This window comes from Janthinobacterium sp. GW823-FHT06H09 (genome assembly GCF_058794735.1).
The window spans coordinates 120909-138259 of sequence record NZ_JBXAHC010000004.1 but is presented as its reverse complement, the minus strand read 5'-3'; the positions used below and the strand labels follow the sequence as shown (position 1 = coordinate 138259).

Genomic DNA, 17351 nt, shown 5'->3' with positions numbered 1-17351 from the left:
TGACAAGGACCGCTTACGCGAAGTTCTTGGCAACGAAGTCCCAGTTGACCAGGCCCCAGAACGTTTCCACGTACTTGGCGCGCAGGTTGCGGTAGTCGATGTAGTAGGCGTGTTCCCACACGTCGCAGGTCAGCAGCGGCTTGTCGCCGGTGGTCAGCGGGCAGCCGGCGTTCGAGGTGTTGACGATGTCGACGGAGCCGTCGGCTTTTTGCACCAGCCAGGTCCAGCCCGAACCGAAGTTGCCCACGCACGACTTGGTGAATTCTTCCTTGAACTTGTCGAACGACGACCATTTGGCGTTGATCGCGTCAGCCACGGCACCCGCAGGCGCGCCGCCGCCGGCCGGCTTCATGCCGTTCCAGTAGAAGGTGTGGTTCCATACTTGCGCCGCATTGTTGAAGATGCCGCCCGACGATTTCTTGATGATCTCTTCCAGCGACAGGTTCTCGAACTCGGTACCCTTGATCAGGTTGTTCAAGTTGGTGACATACGCCTGGTGATGCTTGGCATAGTGGTATTCCAGGGTTTCTTTCGAAATATGCGGCGCCAGAGCGTCCATTTCATACGGCAGTGGTGGCAGAGTATGTTCCATGTGATGTCCCTTTATGGTGAGTATTCGGAGTCTACCGGCCTGCGGCCGGAGGGTTGAGCCAAGCTTGCTTGAAGCAGGCATTCTTGCTGAACGAGCCACTATTGTAAAGCGGATGCGCCATTGCTGCAGATTCCGCCACGCGTCGCGGATGCGGGTGGCGTAGTGATTCTCGTTCAGCGTCAGACCTAGCGAACACGTCGGGTAGTTTCCCTGACGATCAGTTCCAGAGGAGGTATCGCCGCCTGCACGGCTTCGCCGTTGATCAGTCCCAGCAGCGCTTCCGTGGCGATGCGGCCGATGTCGTACAGGGGCTGGTGGATGGTCGTCAGCGGCGGCGTCGTGTAGGACGAGCCGGGCAAGTCATCGAAGCCGACGAGCGAGATATCGTCGGGCACGCGGATGCCCTTGCGGTACAAACACAGGCGCACGCCATAGGCGGACAGGTCATTGGCGGCGAAGACGGCGCTGAATTGCTGCTGCGTATCAAACAAGTGGTTCATGGCCAGCATCCCGCTTGCCTCGTGGAAATCGCCTTCCGCCATCAGCTTCGGGTCGATGGCGATGTCCGCTTCGCGCAGCGCGCGTTGGTAGCCCGTCAGGCGCTCGGCCGCATCCGTGTTGTTGGCGGGCCCGGCCACGAAGGCGATGCGCCGGTGGCCCAGTTCGATCAAGTGGCGCACGGCCAGGTAGGCACCGTATTCGTTGTCGAGCTTGAAGCCGATGGCGCTTTTCGTGGCCAGCAGGCGGCCCGTCGAGACGATGGGCCGCTGCTGCGAGAAATCGAGCACGCTCTCGTCCGAGATGCGCCCCGACAGCAGGATGATGCCGTCGACCTTTCGCGCCAACAGCAGACGGATACGGTCCGCTTCTTCCTGCGCATTCCAGTGCCCGCTGACGATGACGGACGCGTAGCCCGTGTTCTTCAGCCCATCGTCGACGCCGCGCAGGCTTTCATCGAAGAAGGGGCTGGAAATATCCTGCACCACGATGCCGATGGTCATCGAGCGGCCCTTCTTCAAGCCCTGTGCCATCTGGTTCGGCGCGAATTTCATGTGCGCAATGGCCGCCAGCACGGCGTCGCGCTTGTCATCGGAAACCCTGGCCGTGCCGTTCAGGATGCGCGACACGGTGCTGGGCGACACGCCGGCCTGGCGGGCCACGTCGAGCAGGGTGGAGGGAGAGGCGGCGTGGTCGCTATCGTTCAAGGCGGTTCCTGGGTATCAAGATGGCTGGTCGTCAGTGCTCTGAAAACCTTTTCATCGAAAGATTACCATAAATGGCCGATAACGACCGCAGGTCGGGGTAGGTCGGGTTAGCCCGCAGGGCGTAACCCGACACATCACGGCCAGCAATGCGCCGGAACATGCCTCTGCCGCCAACAATATTGTCGGATTACGCGTTGAAACGCTAATCCGACCCACGCTTGAAAACGTTTTCACAAAAAACAACGGCGGCTCAAATGACGAATTTTTGCGCTTTTTCATAGGAGAACACGCGCCACGGCGTGCAGCTTGCCACACCACCCTCGATAAAAATGACAACTTTTTCGGTTGACTTGATTTTCTTTGCGGTGTTAAATGGACACATGTTGTGAAAACGTTTTCAAGATAGAAGACGCTCAATAATCGGAGATGAAATAATGAAGTCAAGCATCCTTGGCGCCGCCCCCCTGGCCGCGCTGACCCTGGCCGCCAGCGTGGCCGCCGCGCCCGTCGCCGTCCCGCCGGCCGCACCGCCTGTGCCGGCGCTGGCCCCGGCGACGATTACCGTCGCCTCGTTCCCCGACCTGGACCGCGCCGTGAAAACGGCCTTGCCCCTGTGGGAAAAGCTGTATCCGCAAGTGAAGGTCAAGCTGGTCAGCCTGCAGATCGACGACCACCATAACTCGATGACGACGGCGCTGGCGGCCGGCGCGCGCCTGCCCGACGTGATGGCCATCGATTTCCGCTATGTCGGCAGCTTCGCCGAATCGAAGGGCATGGAAGACCTCTTGCTGCCGCCCTACGGCGCAGGGCAGTACCGCGCCCAGTTCGTGCCGTTCACCTTCGTGCAGGCGACCAGTTCGCGCGGCACCCTGGGCGCCATGCCGGCCGACCTGGGGCCGGGCACTTTGTTCTACCGCAAGGACTTGATGGACAAGGCGGGCATCAAGGAAGCCGACTTGACGGCTTCATGGGAGTCCTACATCGCGGCCGGCAAGAAGCTCAAGGCCGCCACGGGCACCTATCTGCTGGCCGGCGCCAGCGATCTGGCCGACATTGTTATACGCGCCAATCTGAAGGATGGCGAAGGCATTTACTTTGGCGACAAGGGCCAGGTGCTGGTCGACTCGCCCCGCTTCGTCAAGGCCTTCGAACTGGCCAAGGCGGCCAGGATCGCTGGCATCGATGCGCGCACCGTGGCCTGGACGGGCGAGTGGGCCGAAGGTTTTAAACGCGACAAGGTGGCCAGCCAGATGATGGGATCGTGGCTTAGCGGCCACCTGGCCAAATGGCTGGCGCCCGATTCCAAGGGCCAGTGGCGCGCGGCGAACCTGCCGGCCGGCGCGCTGGCGTCCTACGGCGGCTCCTTCTACGGCATCCCGAAAAAGGCGGCCAACAAGACGCAGGCGTGGGAATTCATCAAGTTCATGACCGTCAACAAGGATATCCAGCTGCACTCGCTGAAAGAGATCGGCGCCTTCCCCGCCCTGAAAGCGGCATATGCGGACCCGATGATGGACGAGCCGCAAGCGTATTTCGGCGGCCAGAAGACGCGCCTGCTGGCACGCGACACGGCGGCGAAGATTCCCGTCATCCGCGTCGACAAGTTCGACGCCGTGGCGCGCGACATCGTCAATATGGAACTGGAAAGCGTGCTGGCGCAAAACAAGGATATCAAGACGGCCCTGGCCGACGCCAAGGCCCTGATTACCCACCGCGCGCGGCGCTAGGAGCAGCATGACTACCTCCATGCCTTGTACCGAGCGCGCCGCCGTCCCGGCGCGGCGCGCCAGGAAGCGCTACAACATGAAGCAGTGGGCGCCGTATATTTTCATCAGCCCCTTCTTCATCCTGTTCGCCGTCTTCAGCCTGTTCCCGCTGCTGTTTTCCATCTATCTGTCGTTCAACCAGTGGGAAGCGGCCAGCGGCGTGGAAGCCATGCAGTGGGTGGGCCTGGACAACTACAAATATGCCTTGAGCGACCCGTGGTTTTTGCGCTCGCTGGGCAATACGCTGTGGCTGGCGCTGGCCTCGGGCGTGCCGCAGCACCTGGTCGCCATTCCGCTGGCAGCGTTCATCCACAACAGCTTCAAGCGCTCGCGCAACCTGGTGATCGGCATTTACTTTTTACCGTTCATCACCTCCAGCGTGGCCATCGCCATGGTCTTCAACACCCTGTTCTCGCGCGACTACGGCCAGATCAATGTGCTGCTCCAGTGGTGCGCCAGCCTGCCGCTGGTGGGCGGCCTGTTCCCGGCAGAATCGATCGACTGGCTGGGCAGCTCGCTGTTCATCAAGCCGGCCGTCGCCTTCGTGATTTTCTGGCGCTACCTGGGCTGGAACCTGGTGCTGTACCTGTCCGCGCTGCAGGTCATCCCGAAGGATTTATATGAAGCGGCTACCATCGACGGCGCCTCGAAACGCCAGCAGTTCTGGTACATCACCCTGCCGCAGCTGCGCCCCATGATCTACCTGGCCGTGACCCTCACCATCATGGGCAATCTGCAGCTGTTCGAGGAATCGTTCGTGCTGGTGGCCGAATCGAGCGGCGTAAGCCAGTCGGTGATGACGACGGCCATCTTCGTCTACAAGACGGCGTTTTCCTCGGGCGACTTCGGCACGGCATCGGCCATTTCCTGGCTGCTGTTCCTCATCATCGCCAGCAGCACCTGGGTGAACAACCGCATCTTCAGCCGCAATGAGCGCAAGGAGGCACGATGAAAACCACGCGTTGGACGGCCTACGCCATGGTGGCCATCGGCGCCCTGATCATGGTCGCGCCGTTCTACTTCATGTTCGTCTTCGCCACGCACACGAGCGCCGAGATCTACAGCCTGCCGCCGCCGCGCTGGTTCGGCACGGCCCTGCTGAACAACCTCGAACTGCTGCAGGAGCGCCTGCCGTTCTGGCGCAATATCGGCATCAGCCTGTACGTGGCCTTGATGACCACCGCCCTGACCTTGTTCTTTTGCTCGCTGGGCGGCTATGCCTTCGCCATGTACGAGTTCCGCTTCAAGCGGCCCCTGTTTACCCTGGTGATGGCCTCGATGATCATCCCGTCCTTCATGAACATGATCCCGACCTTCATGCTGATGGATTTCCTCGGATGGCTGGACCAGCCGCGCGCCCTGTACGTGCCGGGAGCGGCCGGCGCGCTGGGGATTTTCCTGATGCGCCAGTACATCGGCACGGCGATACCGAAGGACCTGATCGAGGCGGCGCGCATCGACGGCTGCGGCGAATTCGCCATCTACTGGAGAGTCGTGCTACCGCTGATCGGCCCCGCCATGGGTACCCTGGGCCTGATCACCTTCATCAACTCGTGGAACAATTTCATCACGCCGCTGGTCGTCATGCGCTCGGTCGAGAACTACACGATCCCGCTGGCCCTGCGCAGCATGCAGGCGCCGAACAATACGGAGTGGGGCGCGCTGATGACGGGCGCCGCCATCGCCGTGCTGCCGCTGCTGCTGATGTTTTTTGTCGCCTCGAAGCGCCTGATCGAAGGCCTGACCCAGGGTGCCGTCAAAGGCTGATCCACACATTTATCTCAACCCCTCACACTGACATGACCACCATGCATAACGACGACATCGACACCAACTTCCCCGCCACCTTCACCTGGGGCGTGGCCACCAGCGCCTACCAGATCGAGGGCGCCGCCGCCATCGACGGCCGCGGCCCGTCCATCTGGGATACCTTCAGCCACACGGACGGCAAGATCATCGACGGCAGCAATGGCGACGTGGCTTGCGACCATTACCACCGCTATGCCGAGGACGTGGAGCTGATCGCCAGCCTGGGCGTCAACGCCTACCGCTTTTCCATGTCCTGGTCGCGCGTGCAGCCTGCGGGTTCCGGCGCCTGGAACGAGGCGGGCTTCGATTTCTATGCGCGCCTGCTCGATGCCCTGGCCGCCAAGGGTCTCGATGCCCATCTGACCTTGTACCACTGGGACTTGCCGCAAGCCTTGCAGGATGAGGGCGGCTGGCTCAATCGCGCCACCTGCTACCACTTCGCCGCCTACGCGGCCGAGGTGGCGCGCCGCTTCGGCCACAAGGTCGCCAGCATCGCCACGCACAACGAACCGTGGTGCACGGCCGTGCTGGGCCATGGCACGGGACAGTTCGCGCCCGGCATGGCCGATCCGGCCGCCGCCGTGCAAGTGTCGCACCACCTGCTGCTGTCGCACGGCCTGGCCATGCAGGCGATGCGCACGGTGAATGCGCCGGCGAAACTGGGCATCGTGCTCAATCAATGGACGGCCACGCCGGCCACCGACAGCGCCCAGGACCGCGAACTGGCCGAACTCGAATATGCGCGCTCGGTGCAGTGGTATATGGACGCCATCTTCAAGGGCCGCTACCCGGCCCTGGCCCTGAAACACGCCGACGCTTCTGCTTTGGCTATCTTTGAAAACGATTTCATCGATATTAAACAGCCCATCGATTTCCTCGGCGTGAACTACTACACGCGCGCTTACATGAGCGCCGAGACGCCGCCGCGCAAGCCCGAATGCAAGCTCGGTGTCAACGACATGGGTTGGGAGACCTATCCGCAAGGCCTGACGGAACTGCTCGTGGGCCTGCACCGCGAGTACCGGCTGCCGCCCGTCTACATCACGGAAAACGGCATGGCCGTCGCCGAGAAGCCCGTCGGCGGCAAGATCCACGACGAACCGCGCATCGAGTACGTGCGGCTGCACCTGGATGCCCTGCGCGCCGTGATCGCGCAGGGCATCGACGTGCGCGGCTATTTCTACTGGAGCCTGATGGATAACTTCGAGTGGAACTCGGGCTACGCCAAGCGCTTCGGCATGCTGTACGTCGATTACGCCACGCAGCAGCGCAGCTTCAAGGACAGCGCCCTGTGGTACCGCGATTTCATCGCCGCGCAGCGCGCGTCCCACGCACCGGCCCAGCTGGTCCTGGCCGGGGAGCACTGACATGGCCGCCATTTCGCTGCGCGGCATCCGCAAGACCTACGGCGACGGCCCGGAAATCGTCAAGGGCCTCGATCTCGATATCCACGACGGCGAATTCATGGTCTTCGTCGGGCCGTCCGGCTGCGGCAAGTCGACCCTGCTGCGCATGATCGCGGGACTGGAAGACATCAGCGCGGGCCAGCTGCGCATCGGCGACTTGCTGGCCAACGACGTGGCACCGGCCGAGCGGGGCATCGCGATGGTGTTCCAGAGCTATGCCCTGTATCCGCACATGACGGCGCGCGACAACATGGGCTTTGCTTTGAAACTGGCGGGCAAGGGGGAAGCCGAAGTGCGCGCCGCCGTCGGCAAGGTGGCCGAGATTTTGCAGATCACGCACCTGCTTGACCGCAAACCCAAGGCCTTGTCCGGCGGCGAACGCCAGCGCGTGGCCATCGGCCGCTCCATCGTGCGCCAGCCCAAAGTGTTTTTGTTCGACGAGCCGCTGTCCAACCTCGATGCGTCCTTGCGCGTGCAGACGCGCATCGAGCTGGCCAAGCTGCACCAGGAACTGGGCACGACGATGATCTACGTGACGCACGACCAGGTCGAGGCCATGACCCTCGGTGACAGGGTCGCCGTCTTCCACGGTGGGCACCTGGAGCAGGTGGGCGCGCCTTTGGACCTGTACCGCCATCCGGCCAGCCAGTTCGTGGCAGGTTTCATCGGCGCGCTGCGCATGAATTTTTTGCCGTGCGCCGCCGTCCCGGCCCTGGCCAGCCAGCTTGGCGGCGCGGCGGGCATGCTGGTCGGCATACGCCCCGAACACCTGCGCCTGGTGCCGCGCAATGAAGGCTACGGCGCCACGGTGACCCTGATCGAGCAGCTGGGCGATGCGCAGATCATCCACGCGACGCTTGACGATCGCATCGACGGCGGCCCGCATGCGGTGGCTATCAAGCTGCACGGCGAGGCGCGCCACGCGCTGGCGCAGGGCAGCGCCATCGGCTTCGCGCCGGAAGAAGGCCATGCCTTTCTGTTCGACACGGCCGGGCGCGCCGTGGCTACCCATAGACCCCGTACGGAGGCGACATGACTTCAGATTGACACCCAAAAAATGTGCAGCAGTAGCCAAAGAGCTATGTGATCATCATTCAACCAGCGGTACAGGAGACAACAACAATGCAACAGCTCAAACGCAATACCATCGCCCTCAGCCTGGCGCATGCGACCTTCGCCCAGTTCATCTTGCTGGGCAGCGGCGCCGCCATGGCCCAGGAGGCTGCAGCCACGGACGCGGCAAAACCGGCAGCCGAACAGATGGACCGCATCGTCGTCACGGCCACGCGCCGCAATACCTTCGTGCAGGAGACGCCGCTGGCCGTCACCGCCTTCAACCAGGACACCCTGCAAAACAATCAAGTGAAAGACCTGGCGTCGCTGGTCACCATGGTGCCCAGCCTCGTCGTCGAGCAGCATGGCGACTCGGGCGGCGTGCACGTCTACATGCGCGGCGTGGGTTCGGCCAACCACACGGAGCTGGGCGACCCGGCCGTCGCCTTCTATGTCGACGGCGTGTATTCGCCGCGTCCCCAGGGCGCCACGGCGCTGATGTACGACTTGAGCCACGTCGAGGTGGCGCGCGGACCGCAGGGCACCCTGAACGGCCGCAATTCGACGGCCGGCGCCGTCAATCTCGTCTCCGCCGCGCCAAACACATCGAAGTTCATGGGCTCGGCCGGCATCACCGTCGGCGACTACCGCCACCTGCAGACGCAGGGCATGATCAACATTCCGTTTTCCGACGACGTGGCGCTGCGCATCGCCGCCATCAAGGATAGCCACGACGGCACGGTGGACTTCCGCCGCGGCTCGAACGTCATGCCGGGCACGGCCAAGTATGGCGCCGGCGACCAGATGGGCGTGCGCGCCTCGCTGCTGTGGAAGTTCACGCCGCAGTTGCGCGGCACCTTCATCGCCGACTACTTCCTCGACCAGGGCGCCGGCAACGTTTACCTGGCGGCGGAACCGAAAACGGGCGAGAAGCTGCGCTCGGCCCTGATCGACACGCCGGGCACCCTGGACCAGTCGATTTTGACCTACAAGGGCAAGCTCAATTACAAGCCGACGGATGCGCTGGACTTCACGTACCTGGGCAGCTGGAGCCGCTACAAGCGCCAGAACAGCAACGATGCCGATGCGGGGCTGTTCCCCGGCTTCAAATCGGAAAACCGTACCGACTGGGCGCAGTTCGACAGCTATTCGCACGAACTGCAGGCGCGCTCGGACGACGATGCGCCGTTCCAGTGGGTGGCCGGCCTGTTCCTGTTCAACGAAAAGAACAAGGTGCGCTTCGATATCGACCGCAGCCAGATTTCGCAGGCGGCCGTGCAGCAGGATATCGCCAACGGCGCCGTGATTTTCGTGCAGCCCACCGTGGGCCAGTATGCGTCGTCCATGTCCTTCATCCAGAGCGACCGCCAGCTCAAATCGAAAGCCGTGTTCGGCCAGGTCAGCCAGCAGCTGACGGACCAGATCAAGCTGACGGCCGGCGCGCGCTACACGAAAGACCATAAATTCGACGTCGGCGGCCAGAACTGGGCGTGCCCGAACTGGCCCGCGAACACGCCGCTGGGCACCACCGTGCTGACCGCCGACCAGCTGCGCCAGCTGGTCACGCCGGGCACGGGCCTGGCCAACACGCACAATATCGGGCCCGGCGGCGCCATCACGGCGGCCGCCTGCGGCAATACGCCGGGCGACAATACGGCCGACCTGAAATACGGCCAGGCCACCTGGCTGGGCCGCATCGAGTACAAGCTGCGTCCGGACATTCTGCTGTTTGGCTCCGTGACGACGGGCTTCCATTCGCCGGCCATCGGCGACGGCGGCGCCACCACCAAGCCGGAAAAGCTGACCAGCTATGAAATCGGCTTCAAGTCGGACTTGCTGAACCGCGAACTGACCCTGAACCTCGATGCCTTCCTGATGAAGTACAAGGACAAGCTCGAATCGCAGGTGGTCAACAGCGTGCTCGCCAACTTCAATGCGGCCGGCGCCACCGTCAAGGGCCTGGAAGCGGAATGGGTGTGGCGGCCGACGAAGGTCGACCGCCTGACGGGCAACGCCACCTGGCTCAAAGCCGTGTATGACGACTTCATGTCGTGCGACGTCGATGCGGCACGCGCGAATGGCCAGTCCTGCGGCTCGACGGCGCCACTGGTGAACGTGGGCGGCAGCACCATGAAGCACGCGCCGAAGTTTTCCACCACGGTCCAGTACGAGCATGATTTCACGGTGGCCGGCGGCCAGCTCACGCCGCGCGCCTCGGTGCACTATGAAACCATGTCGTACGTGGGTGCGGGCGCGTTCAACGGCGACGTGCCGGGCCATGCGGGCGTCAAGCGCCAGGAAGCCTACACGACCCTGGACCTGAGTCTGCGCTTCCAGCCGGCGAACAAGGCGTACACGGTGGAAGCGTTCGTGCAGAACGCCACCGACAAGGCGGTCAAGCTGGACGTCAATGAAATCTGCACGGACGTGGGCATGCCATGCCAGCCCACGCAGCAGATCTACGGCGCCTTCTACAACGCGCCGCGCACGTTTGGCGCGCGCGTGTCGATGAAGTTTTGATGAGGTAGTGTGAAAGAGCAGTTGCAGTCGCAGTCCACTCAGTAGGGGAAGGTGTTGGGCCGGGGAGCTTCCCCGGCCTTTTTTATTCCAGCGCTTATTCCAGCGTTGCCTGCACGCTGGCGATGCCGATCTGCGCGCTGCCTTCGGCCAGGCGCACGTTGACGTTCTGGCGCGCCTGCAGCTGCGCCGGCGAGCGCACGATGGCACCTTTTTCGTCGCGCAGGATCGCGTAGCCGCGTTCCAGGGTGCGCTGCGGATTCAACAGCTCCAGCTGCGCCGCCAGGCCGTCGAGGCGGTGGCGCCGCTGGCTGAGCAGCTGCGCCATGGCCGCGCCGCCGCGCCGCTGCGCTTCCAGCAGGCGCGCGCGCGATGACGTGACGTCGGGCCGCAAGGCGGCCCAGCGGTTGCGCAGGCGTTCCAGTGCGTACTGCGACTGGTTCACGGGCGCGCGCGCCGCATGCGTCATGGCCGTGGACAGGGCCAGCAGCTGCAAGCGCTGCTGCTGCAGCCGCGCCTTCGGGTTGAGCAGGCGGCGGCTGTGGCGGTCCAGCGTCTGCGCCGCGTCGTCGAGGCGGCGGCGCATGGCGCGGCGCAGGTCGGCCGCATCGGCGCGCAGGGAAGCCATCCAGTCCGCGCGCGGCGTGGCCGCCAGTTCGGCCGCCGCCGTCGGCGTGGCCGCGCGCAGGTCGGCCGCGAAGTCGGCGATGGTGAAATCCGTCTCGTGGCCCACGCCGCTGATCACGGGCATGGAACAGTCGGCGATCGCGTGCGCCACGGCTTCATCGTTGAACGACCATAAATCCTCGATGCTGCCGCCGCCACGGCACACCAGCAGCACGTCGCACTCGGCCCTGGCCGATGCCGTGCGGATCGCGTGCGCGATTTTTTCCGGCGCCTGCTGGCCCTGCACGGGCGTGGGATACAGAATGATGTTGACGTGCGGCGCGCGGCGCTTGAGCGCGATCAGCACGTCGCGCAGGGCGGCCGCCTGCGGGCTGGTGACGATGCCGATGCTGCGCGCGAACATGGGAATGGCGCGCTTGCGTTCCTGGTCGAACAGGCCTTGCGCGGCCAGCTTTTCCTTCAGGCGCTGGAACGCTTCGTACAGGGCGCCCACGCCGGCGCGGCGGATGGCTTCCACGTTGATCTGGTAGTCGCCGCGTGCGCCGTACAGGGTGACGAGGGCGCGTACTTCGACCTTGTCGCCTTCGCGCGGCGTGAAGCCGGCGTACTGGGCGCGGCCGCGGAACATCACGGCGCGCACCTGGGCGCCATCGTCCTTCAAGGTGAAATACCAGTGGCCGGAAGCGGCGCGCGTGAAGTTGGAAATCTCTCCGGCGATCCAGGTCAGCGGGAACGAGCGCTCGAGCAGGCGCGCGACGGCCTGGTTCAGGGCGGTGACGGTCAGCACGGGCGGGACGGCAAAGCCGCTGTCAGTCGGGGTGTCTGTCATCATAAAGCTGGGAGCGGGAAGGGAACTGTCCACATATTATCGGCGAGGTCATGCTTATGTCATATATCGTGCAAAACAACAAGTTCTATTTCTAAGTAATTGATTTCATGATGAATTCCCGTATGCCTGATTTGCGTGCACAGGGAAAAAATCCTTTAATATCAAGCACATCAGTGCAGCCCCTGCCACTTACGCACAAAGTTATCCACAGAAAGTGTGCGGAACTTTTTGCCTTGGACAAACATGGCCGGGCTGGCCCTGATTGAGCGATAAAAGTGCCTTGCTACATTTTTGCGCACGGAAATAAAGTGCATAGGAATCAAGCGCTTAGTATGCCATGCATGGCCTTGCGCACAATCTTATCCACAAAAAATGTGCAGAACTCCCGCGCGGCAGCGGATTTATCCACCGGAATGCCCATGGCATGGCTTGCCTGAATTTTACGCAGCATAAAAATAGCCATATAGATCAAGGGACTAGCGTTCGACCGTGCGCCTTGCTCACAATCTTATCCACAGAATATGTGCAAAACCGCATAAACCGTTTTGCTTTTTCCGGGAGCTTTCCACGGCGCGAGCAGGTACTTGCGCTGCCTTATTTTTCAGCATCGAAAAAAACTCCTTTAAAATCAATGCTCTTGCATCGAGTCAATCGGCTTGCTCACAATCTTATCCACACTTTATGTGTGAAACTGCGTTCGCCGTGGAAAACTGCCTTTTTGCCGTGAAATGTGACGCTGAAAACCGCGCTTTCCAGCCCTTGCTACATTTTTATGCACGGCAATAAAAACGATATAAATCAATGTACTTAGCGCGTATCTTTGTGCTTGCGCACAATCTTGTCCACAGATTGTGTGCAGAACTTTGACGGCCCATTTGCCGCTGATTGAGCACCGTCTGCCACTTTTTTACGCATTGGGTTAATTTCTTTTTAAATCAATGACTTAATTGAATTCCACGGCTTTGCGCACAATCTTGTCCACAGTAAATGTGCAGAACTCTGCAAGTATTAATTTATTGACATTGACTACTGTCGATAAGCTGCTATGCCTGTATTTTGCGCAGCATGATAATTCCCATGTAAATCAAGGACTTGTGCGCTGGACTTCATGCTTGCTCACAATCTTATCCACACAAAGTGTGCAAAACTGTGCGCTGGAGCACCGGCGCACCGCGCCGTGTGGACAAGTACCATGCAGGCGCCACTTGCCGCCGGCGCGGCAACGCGCTACATTGCGCCATTCCTGCGCGCACGTGCCATCGGTCTTCGGCGCTCGGTACAATACAGGCTGTCCGGGCGGTTCATCGCCTTCCCTTTACCAGGAGTTTCTTTTGCTCGCTATATTTCAAGCCGCTGGCTGGCCCATCTGGCTGTTGTTGATCGCTTCCATCGTCGCCCTGGCCCTGATCATCGAGCGCCTGCTGTATTTGCGACGTGCCAAGATCCTGCCCCGCAAGCTGTTCGATGAAGTGGTGCAGGTATATCGCAGCGGCAAGATCACGCCGGACACGGTGGCCAAGCTGGAAGACAATTCGCCGCTGGGCGTGGTGCTGGCCGCCGCCCTGCGCAACGTCGACGCGCCGCGCGAAGTGATGAAGGAATCGATCGAGGAGGCCGGCAGCGGCGTGGCCCACACGCTGGAGCGGTTCCTGACGACCCTGGGCACGATCGCCACCCTGGCCCCGCTGATGGGGCTGTTTGGCACGGTGGTGGGCATGATCGAGATCTTCGGTTCGCAAAACGCCAGCGGCTCGAATCCCGCCCAGCTGGCCCACGGTATCTCGGTGGCCCTGTATAACACGGGCTTCGGCCTGGCCATCGCCATGCCGACCCTCGTCTTCTACCGCCATTTCCGCGCCCTCGTCGACAGCTTCGTCATTGCCATGGAGCAGCAAGCCGTCAAGTTCGTCGACATCGTTCACAGTGGCCGCAAATGAACTTCCGCAAAGGCAAGGGGCGTGAAGACCCCGAAATCAACCTGATCCCGTTCATCGACGTGCTGCTGGTGATCCTGATCTTCCTCATGGTCAGCACCACCTACAGCAAGTTTACGGAGCTGCAGATCACCTTGCCGACGGCCGACGCCGAGCAAGCGAAGGAGAAGCCGCAGCAGATTGACGTCACCATCGATGCCAAGGGCAACTACACGGTGAACCGCGAACCCGTCTCGTTCCGCGACGTGGCCGGCCTGGCCGACGCCCTGCAGAACGCGGCCAAGGCGGCCAACGGCGGCAAGGCGCCCGCGCAGACGCCCGTGGTCGTCGTCAACGCCGACCAGTTCGCCATGCACCAGATGGTCATTCACGTCATGGAAGCGGCGCGCCTGGCCGGCTATGAAAAGCTGACGTTTGCGGCGCAGGCGGGCAGCAAGTAAATTCCCACCGTTACCGGCAACATAATTGGGGTCTGACCCGCCGGGTCAGACCCCAGCCCTTTACTCCTCACCGCATGCCCACATCCTCCCCCGCCAAGCTTGAAACCACATTGACCCGCGCCTGGCTGACGCGCGGGCCGCTGGCGTGCGCGCTGTGGCCCGTCTCGCTGCTGTTCGGCGCCCTGAGCGCCGTGCGGCGCGGCCTGTATCGCGCCGGCGTATTGACATCCGCGCGCCTGCCCGTGCCCGTCGTCGTCGTCGGCAATATCTTTATCGGCGGCACGGGCAAGACGCCGCTGACGATCTGGCTGGTGCAAGCCTTGCGCGACGCGGGCATGCGCCCGGGCGTCATTTCGCGCGGCCATGGCAGCGCCGACCGTTCGCCGCGCGCCGTCACGGCTGCTTCCACGCCGCAGCAGGTGGGCGACGAGCCGCTGCTGATCTTCCAGCGCGGCGGCTGCCCCGTGATGGTGGGGCGCGACCGCGCGCAAGCGGGCAGGGCGCTGCTGGCCGCGCACCCGGACGTCGACGTGCTCGTCACGGACGACGGCTTGCAGCATTACGCCTTGCGGCGCGACGTGGAAATCGTGCTGTTCGACGGCCGCGGCGCGGGCAATGGCTGGCTGCTGCCGGCCGGCCCCTTGCGCGAATCGCCGCGCCGCCGGCGCGACGTGACGGTGATCAATGCGCCCGAGCTGGCGCCGGTGCTGGTGGACCAGGTCGCGCCCAAGGGCGGCCTGGTGGTGCAGATGCGGCTCGATGGCGGGGTGGCTGAGCGCTTGACGGACCGCAGCGAACGCATGCCGCTTGAAACCCTGGCGGCCGGCGGCCGGCGCATTGTGGCGGCGGCCGGCATCGGCAACCCCCGGCGTTTCTTTGCCATGCTGCGCGGGGCCGGACTGGACTTCGCGGAACTGCCCTTGCCCGACCATCACGACTTTCTCGACCAGCCATTTGCGGCACTCGACACGGATGTGATCTTGATCACCGAGAAGGATGCAGTAAAATGTGCGCAAATTGAATATCTCAAAGATGACCCGAGACTGTGGGTCGTCCCCGTCAGTGCGCGCATCGAAAGCGCGCTGGCCCAACAAATTGTGGAGAAATGTCGTGGACGCTCGACTGCTTGATATCCTGGTCTGCCCTGTTTGCAAGGGTCCGCTTGAACACGATAAGAAGGCGCAGGAACTGATTTGCCGCGCCGACCGCCTCGCCTATCCTATCCGCGATGGCATCCCCATCATGTGGGCGGACGAAGCGCGCACCCTGCAAGACGCAGTGGAATAACGATGGCGTTCATCGTCATCATCCCGGCCCGCCTGGCTTCGACCCGCCTGCCGGGCAAGCCGCTGGCCGACCTGGGCGGCAAGCCCATGGTGGTGCGCGTGGCCGAGCAGGCAGCCTTGTCTGGCGCCGCGCGCGTCATCGTCGCCACCGACCATGCATCGATCCGCGACGCCTGCGCCGCGCACGGCGTGGAAGTGTGCATGACGCTTGCCGACCATCCGTCGGGCACGGACCGCATCGCCGAAGTGGCGCGCACGCTGTCTTTGCCGCCGGACGCCGTCGTCGTCAACCTGCAGGGCGACGAGCCGCTGATCGATCCGGCCCTGCTGGCCGCCTGCGCGGCGCAGATCAGCGCCGCCGTCCCCATGGCCACGTGCGCCCATCCGCTGCATGACGTGGTCGACGCCTTCAATCCGAATGTCGTCAAGGTGGTGCTGGACAAGGCAAACCGCGCCTTGTATTTTTCGCGCGCCACCATCCCCTGGCACCGCGACGGCTTCGCGCAGTCGAAAGACAGCTTGCCGGCCGGCTACGTGCCCTTGCGCCATATCGGCCTGTATGCCTACAGCAATGCATTTTTGCAAACGTATCCCACGCTCTCCGCGTCGCCTCTGGAAGCGATCGAGGCGCTGGAGCAGTTGCGCGTGCTGTGGCACGGCTATGCCATCGCCGTGCACGTCACGGACTCGGCCCCGGCCGCCGGCGTGGACACGCCGGAAGATCTGGAACGCGTGCAGGCGCACTACCGCCACGCCACCTGAGAAAACGTCCATGGCTGCCTTGCCCTGAACGTTTTTCAGGCGCCGTGCGTGCGCGAGAAAAACTTTATGCGGGGCCTGCCACAAAAAACCACATTTTGAAACACCTGCTTCGCTAATTGCTGGCTTTGATCAATCAGGGCATAGCAATTCGACAGCAAACTGGCGTTCCAGGGATTTTTTGTGGTAAGTTTCGTAGGGAAAGATAGCCATAGCAACATCATCTAAAAATAATTACACATACCACCATCCAAAATCTGTTTTTTAGGAACTTTTCAATGCGTCTGATACTTTTAGGAGCACCCGGTGCCGGCAAGGGCACCCAAGCTAACTTCATCAAAGAAAAATACAATATTCCACAAATCTCCACGGGCGACATGCTGCGCGCGGCGATCAAGGAAGGCACCGAACTGGGCCTGGCAGCGAAAAAAGTCATGGATGCGGGCGGCCTCGTGTCGGACGACATCATGATCGGTCTCGTCAAGAACCGCCTGCAGGAAGCCGATTGCGCCAATGGCTATCTGTTCGACGGCTTCCCGCGCACCATCGCGCAAGCGGACGCCATGAAGGATGCCGGCATCAATGTCGACTACGTGCTGGAAATCGACGTGCCGGATGAGTCGATCATCGAGCGCATGGACGGCCGCCGCAGCCACCCGGGTTCGGGCCGCGTCTACCACGTCAAATTCAATCCGCCCAAGGTCGACGGCGTCGACGACATCACGGGCGAGCCGCTGATCCAGCGCGACGACGACAAGGCGGAAACGGTCAAGAAGCGCCTGGACGTGTACCACAACCAGACCAAGGTCTTGCTCGGTTACTACAACGACTGGGCCAAATCCGGCCTGCCGGGCGCGCCAAAATACCGCCGTATCGCCGGCGTCGGTCCGGTCGAGCAAATCCGCGACAGCGCATTTGCCGCCCTGGCGGAATAAGCAGTTTTTGAAAAGCGGACCTCAGTGTCCGCTTTTTTTGTGCCCGCTTTTCAGGCAGACTGCAAGCATGGCTGTATGTCTTACGTTTTCGTAGTTGAAGTTTTTTGCAGGTCGTGTTTTCCTGGCTGCGCGCGCCTACCCGGTGCGGTCTGCAGCTGTCGGCAATGACGTCGGATAAAAACAGAAGGGGACG

The 17351-nt window shown here is 62.4% G+C and carries 16 protein-coding genes; 12 read left to right on the top strand and 4 right to left on the bottom strand.

The genetic code is table 11. From position 1 onward, the window contains the following. Nucleotides 1-13 precede the first annotated feature (13 nt). A complete protein-coding gene (locus AC1Q6X_RS07660; protein WP_034751750.1) occupies nucleotides 14-592 on the bottom strand; it encodes a superoxide dismutase in 579 nt (192 codons plus the stop codon). A gap of 185 nt (nucleotides 593-777) precedes the next feature. Continuing rightward, entirely contained in the window at nucleotides 778-1797 is a 1020-nt protein-coding gene (locus tag AC1Q6X_RS07655) for a LacI family DNA-binding transcriptional regulator (RefSeq protein WP_492496204.1), read from the bottom strand. A gap of 434 nt (nucleotides 1798-2231) precedes the next feature. Here AC1Q6X_RS07655 and AC1Q6X_RS07650 point away from each other — a divergent pair, with 434 nt between their 5' ends. From AC1Q6X_RS07650 to AC1Q6X_RS07625, 6 genes are all read left to right on the top strand, one after another. Further along, the gene (locus AC1Q6X_RS07650; RefSeq protein WP_492496203.1) at nucleotides 2232-3524 is read left to right on the top strand and encodes an extracellular solute-binding protein; all 1293 of its coding nucleotides are present in this window, start codon (nucleotides 2232-2234) and stop codon (nucleotides 3522-3524) included. A 7-nt stretch (nucleotides 3525-3531) separates the two neighbouring features. After that, entirely contained in the window at nucleotides 3532-4515 is a 984-nt protein-coding gene (locus tag AC1Q6X_RS07645; protein ID WP_492496201.1) for a carbohydrate ABC transporter permease, read from the top strand. Next, the gene (locus tag AC1Q6X_RS07640) at nucleotides 4512-5330 is read left to right on the top strand and encodes a carbohydrate ABC transporter permease (RefSeq protein ID WP_034751746.1); all 819 of its coding nucleotides are present in this window, start codon (nucleotides 4512-4514) and stop codon (nucleotides 5328-5330) included. Before AC1Q6X_RS07645 ends, AC1Q6X_RS07640 begins: the two co-directional genes overlap by 4 nt. 32 nt (nucleotides 5331-5362) lie before the next feature. Continuing rightward, nucleotides 5363-6739 (top strand): GH1 family beta-glucosidase, encoded by a 1377-nt coding sequence (locus tag AC1Q6X_RS07635; RefSeq protein WP_492496199.1) that lies wholly within the window; start codon nucleotides 5363-5365, stop codon nucleotides 6737-6739. 1 nt (nucleotide 6740) lies between these two features. Then, nucleotides 6741-7814 carry an ABC transporter ATP-binding protein gene (locus tag AC1Q6X_RS07630; RefSeq protein WP_492496197.1) on the top strand — a complete coding sequence of 358 codons (1074 nt, stop codon included), beginning with the start codon at nucleotides 6741-6743 and terminating at the stop codon, nucleotides 7812-7814. An 86-nt stretch (nucleotides 7815-7900) separates the two neighbouring features. Next, nucleotides 7901-10351, top strand: coding sequence for a TonB-dependent receptor (locus tag AC1Q6X_RS07625; RefSeq protein WP_492496195.1), 2451 nt, complete (start codon nucleotides 7901-7903; stop codon nucleotides 10349-10351). Nucleotides 10352-10445: 94 nt separating this feature from the next. Here the strand turns inward: AC1Q6X_RS07625 and xseA are convergent, their stop codons facing one another. Then, entirely contained in the window at nucleotides 10446-11807 is a 1362-nt protein-coding gene (xseA, locus tag AC1Q6X_RS07620; protein ID WP_492496193.1) for an exodeoxyribonuclease VII large subunit, read from the bottom strand. Nucleotides 11808-12123: 316 nt separating this feature from the next. Next, the gene (locus AC1Q6X_RS07615; protein WP_409026973.1) at nucleotides 12124-12267 is read right to left on the bottom strand and encodes a hypothetical protein; all 144 of its coding nucleotides are present in this window, start codon (nucleotides 12265-12267) and stop codon (nucleotides 12124-12126) included. Between the two features lie 868 nt (nucleotides 12268-13135). On the opposite strand from AC1Q6X_RS07615, the gene AC1Q6X_RS07610 reads away from it, so the two are divergent. The 6 genes from AC1Q6X_RS07610 (at nucleotide 13136) to adk (ending at nucleotide 17158) form a co-directional block, all read left to right on the top strand. Then, a complete protein-coding gene (locus tag AC1Q6X_RS07610) occupies nucleotides 13136-13741 on the top strand; it encodes a MotA/TolQ/ExbB proton channel family protein (RefSeq protein ID WP_492496191.1) in 606 nt (201 codons plus the stop codon). Continuing rightward, entirely contained in the window at nucleotides 13738-14178 is a 441-nt protein-coding gene (locus AC1Q6X_RS07605) for an ExbD/TolR family protein (protein WP_492496189.1), read from the top strand. The genes AC1Q6X_RS07610 and AC1Q6X_RS07605 overlap by 4 nt, the downstream gene beginning before the upstream one ends. Nucleotides 14179-14252: 74 nt before the next feature. Beyond that, complete coding sequence (gene lpxK / locus AC1Q6X_RS07600; RefSeq protein ID WP_492496187.1) at nucleotides 14253-15308, top strand: tetraacyldisaccharide 4'-kinase; 1056 nt, start codon at nucleotides 14253-14255, stop codon at nucleotides 15306-15308. Beyond that, a complete protein-coding gene (locus tag AC1Q6X_RS07595; protein WP_010395789.1) occupies nucleotides 15289-15465 on the top strand; it encodes a Trm112 family protein in 177 nt (58 codons plus the stop codon). Before lpxK ends, AC1Q6X_RS07595 begins: the two co-directional genes overlap by 20 nt. A 2-nt stretch (nucleotides 15466-15467) precedes the next feature. Continuing rightward, nucleotides 15468-16226 (top strand): 3-deoxy-manno-octulosonate cytidylyltransferase, encoded by a 759-nt coding sequence (gene kdsB, locus AC1Q6X_RS07590; protein WP_492496185.1) that lies wholly within the window; start codon nucleotides 15468-15470, stop codon nucleotides 16224-16226. 275 nt (nucleotides 16227-16501) lie between these two features. Further along, nucleotides 16502-17158: an adenylate kinase gene (gene adk / locus AC1Q6X_RS07585; protein WP_070224611.1), complete on the top strand. Its 657-nt coding sequence runs from the start codon at nucleotides 16502-16504 to the stop codon at nucleotides 17156-17158. The last annotated feature ends 193 nt before the right edge of the window (nucleotides 17159-17351 follow it).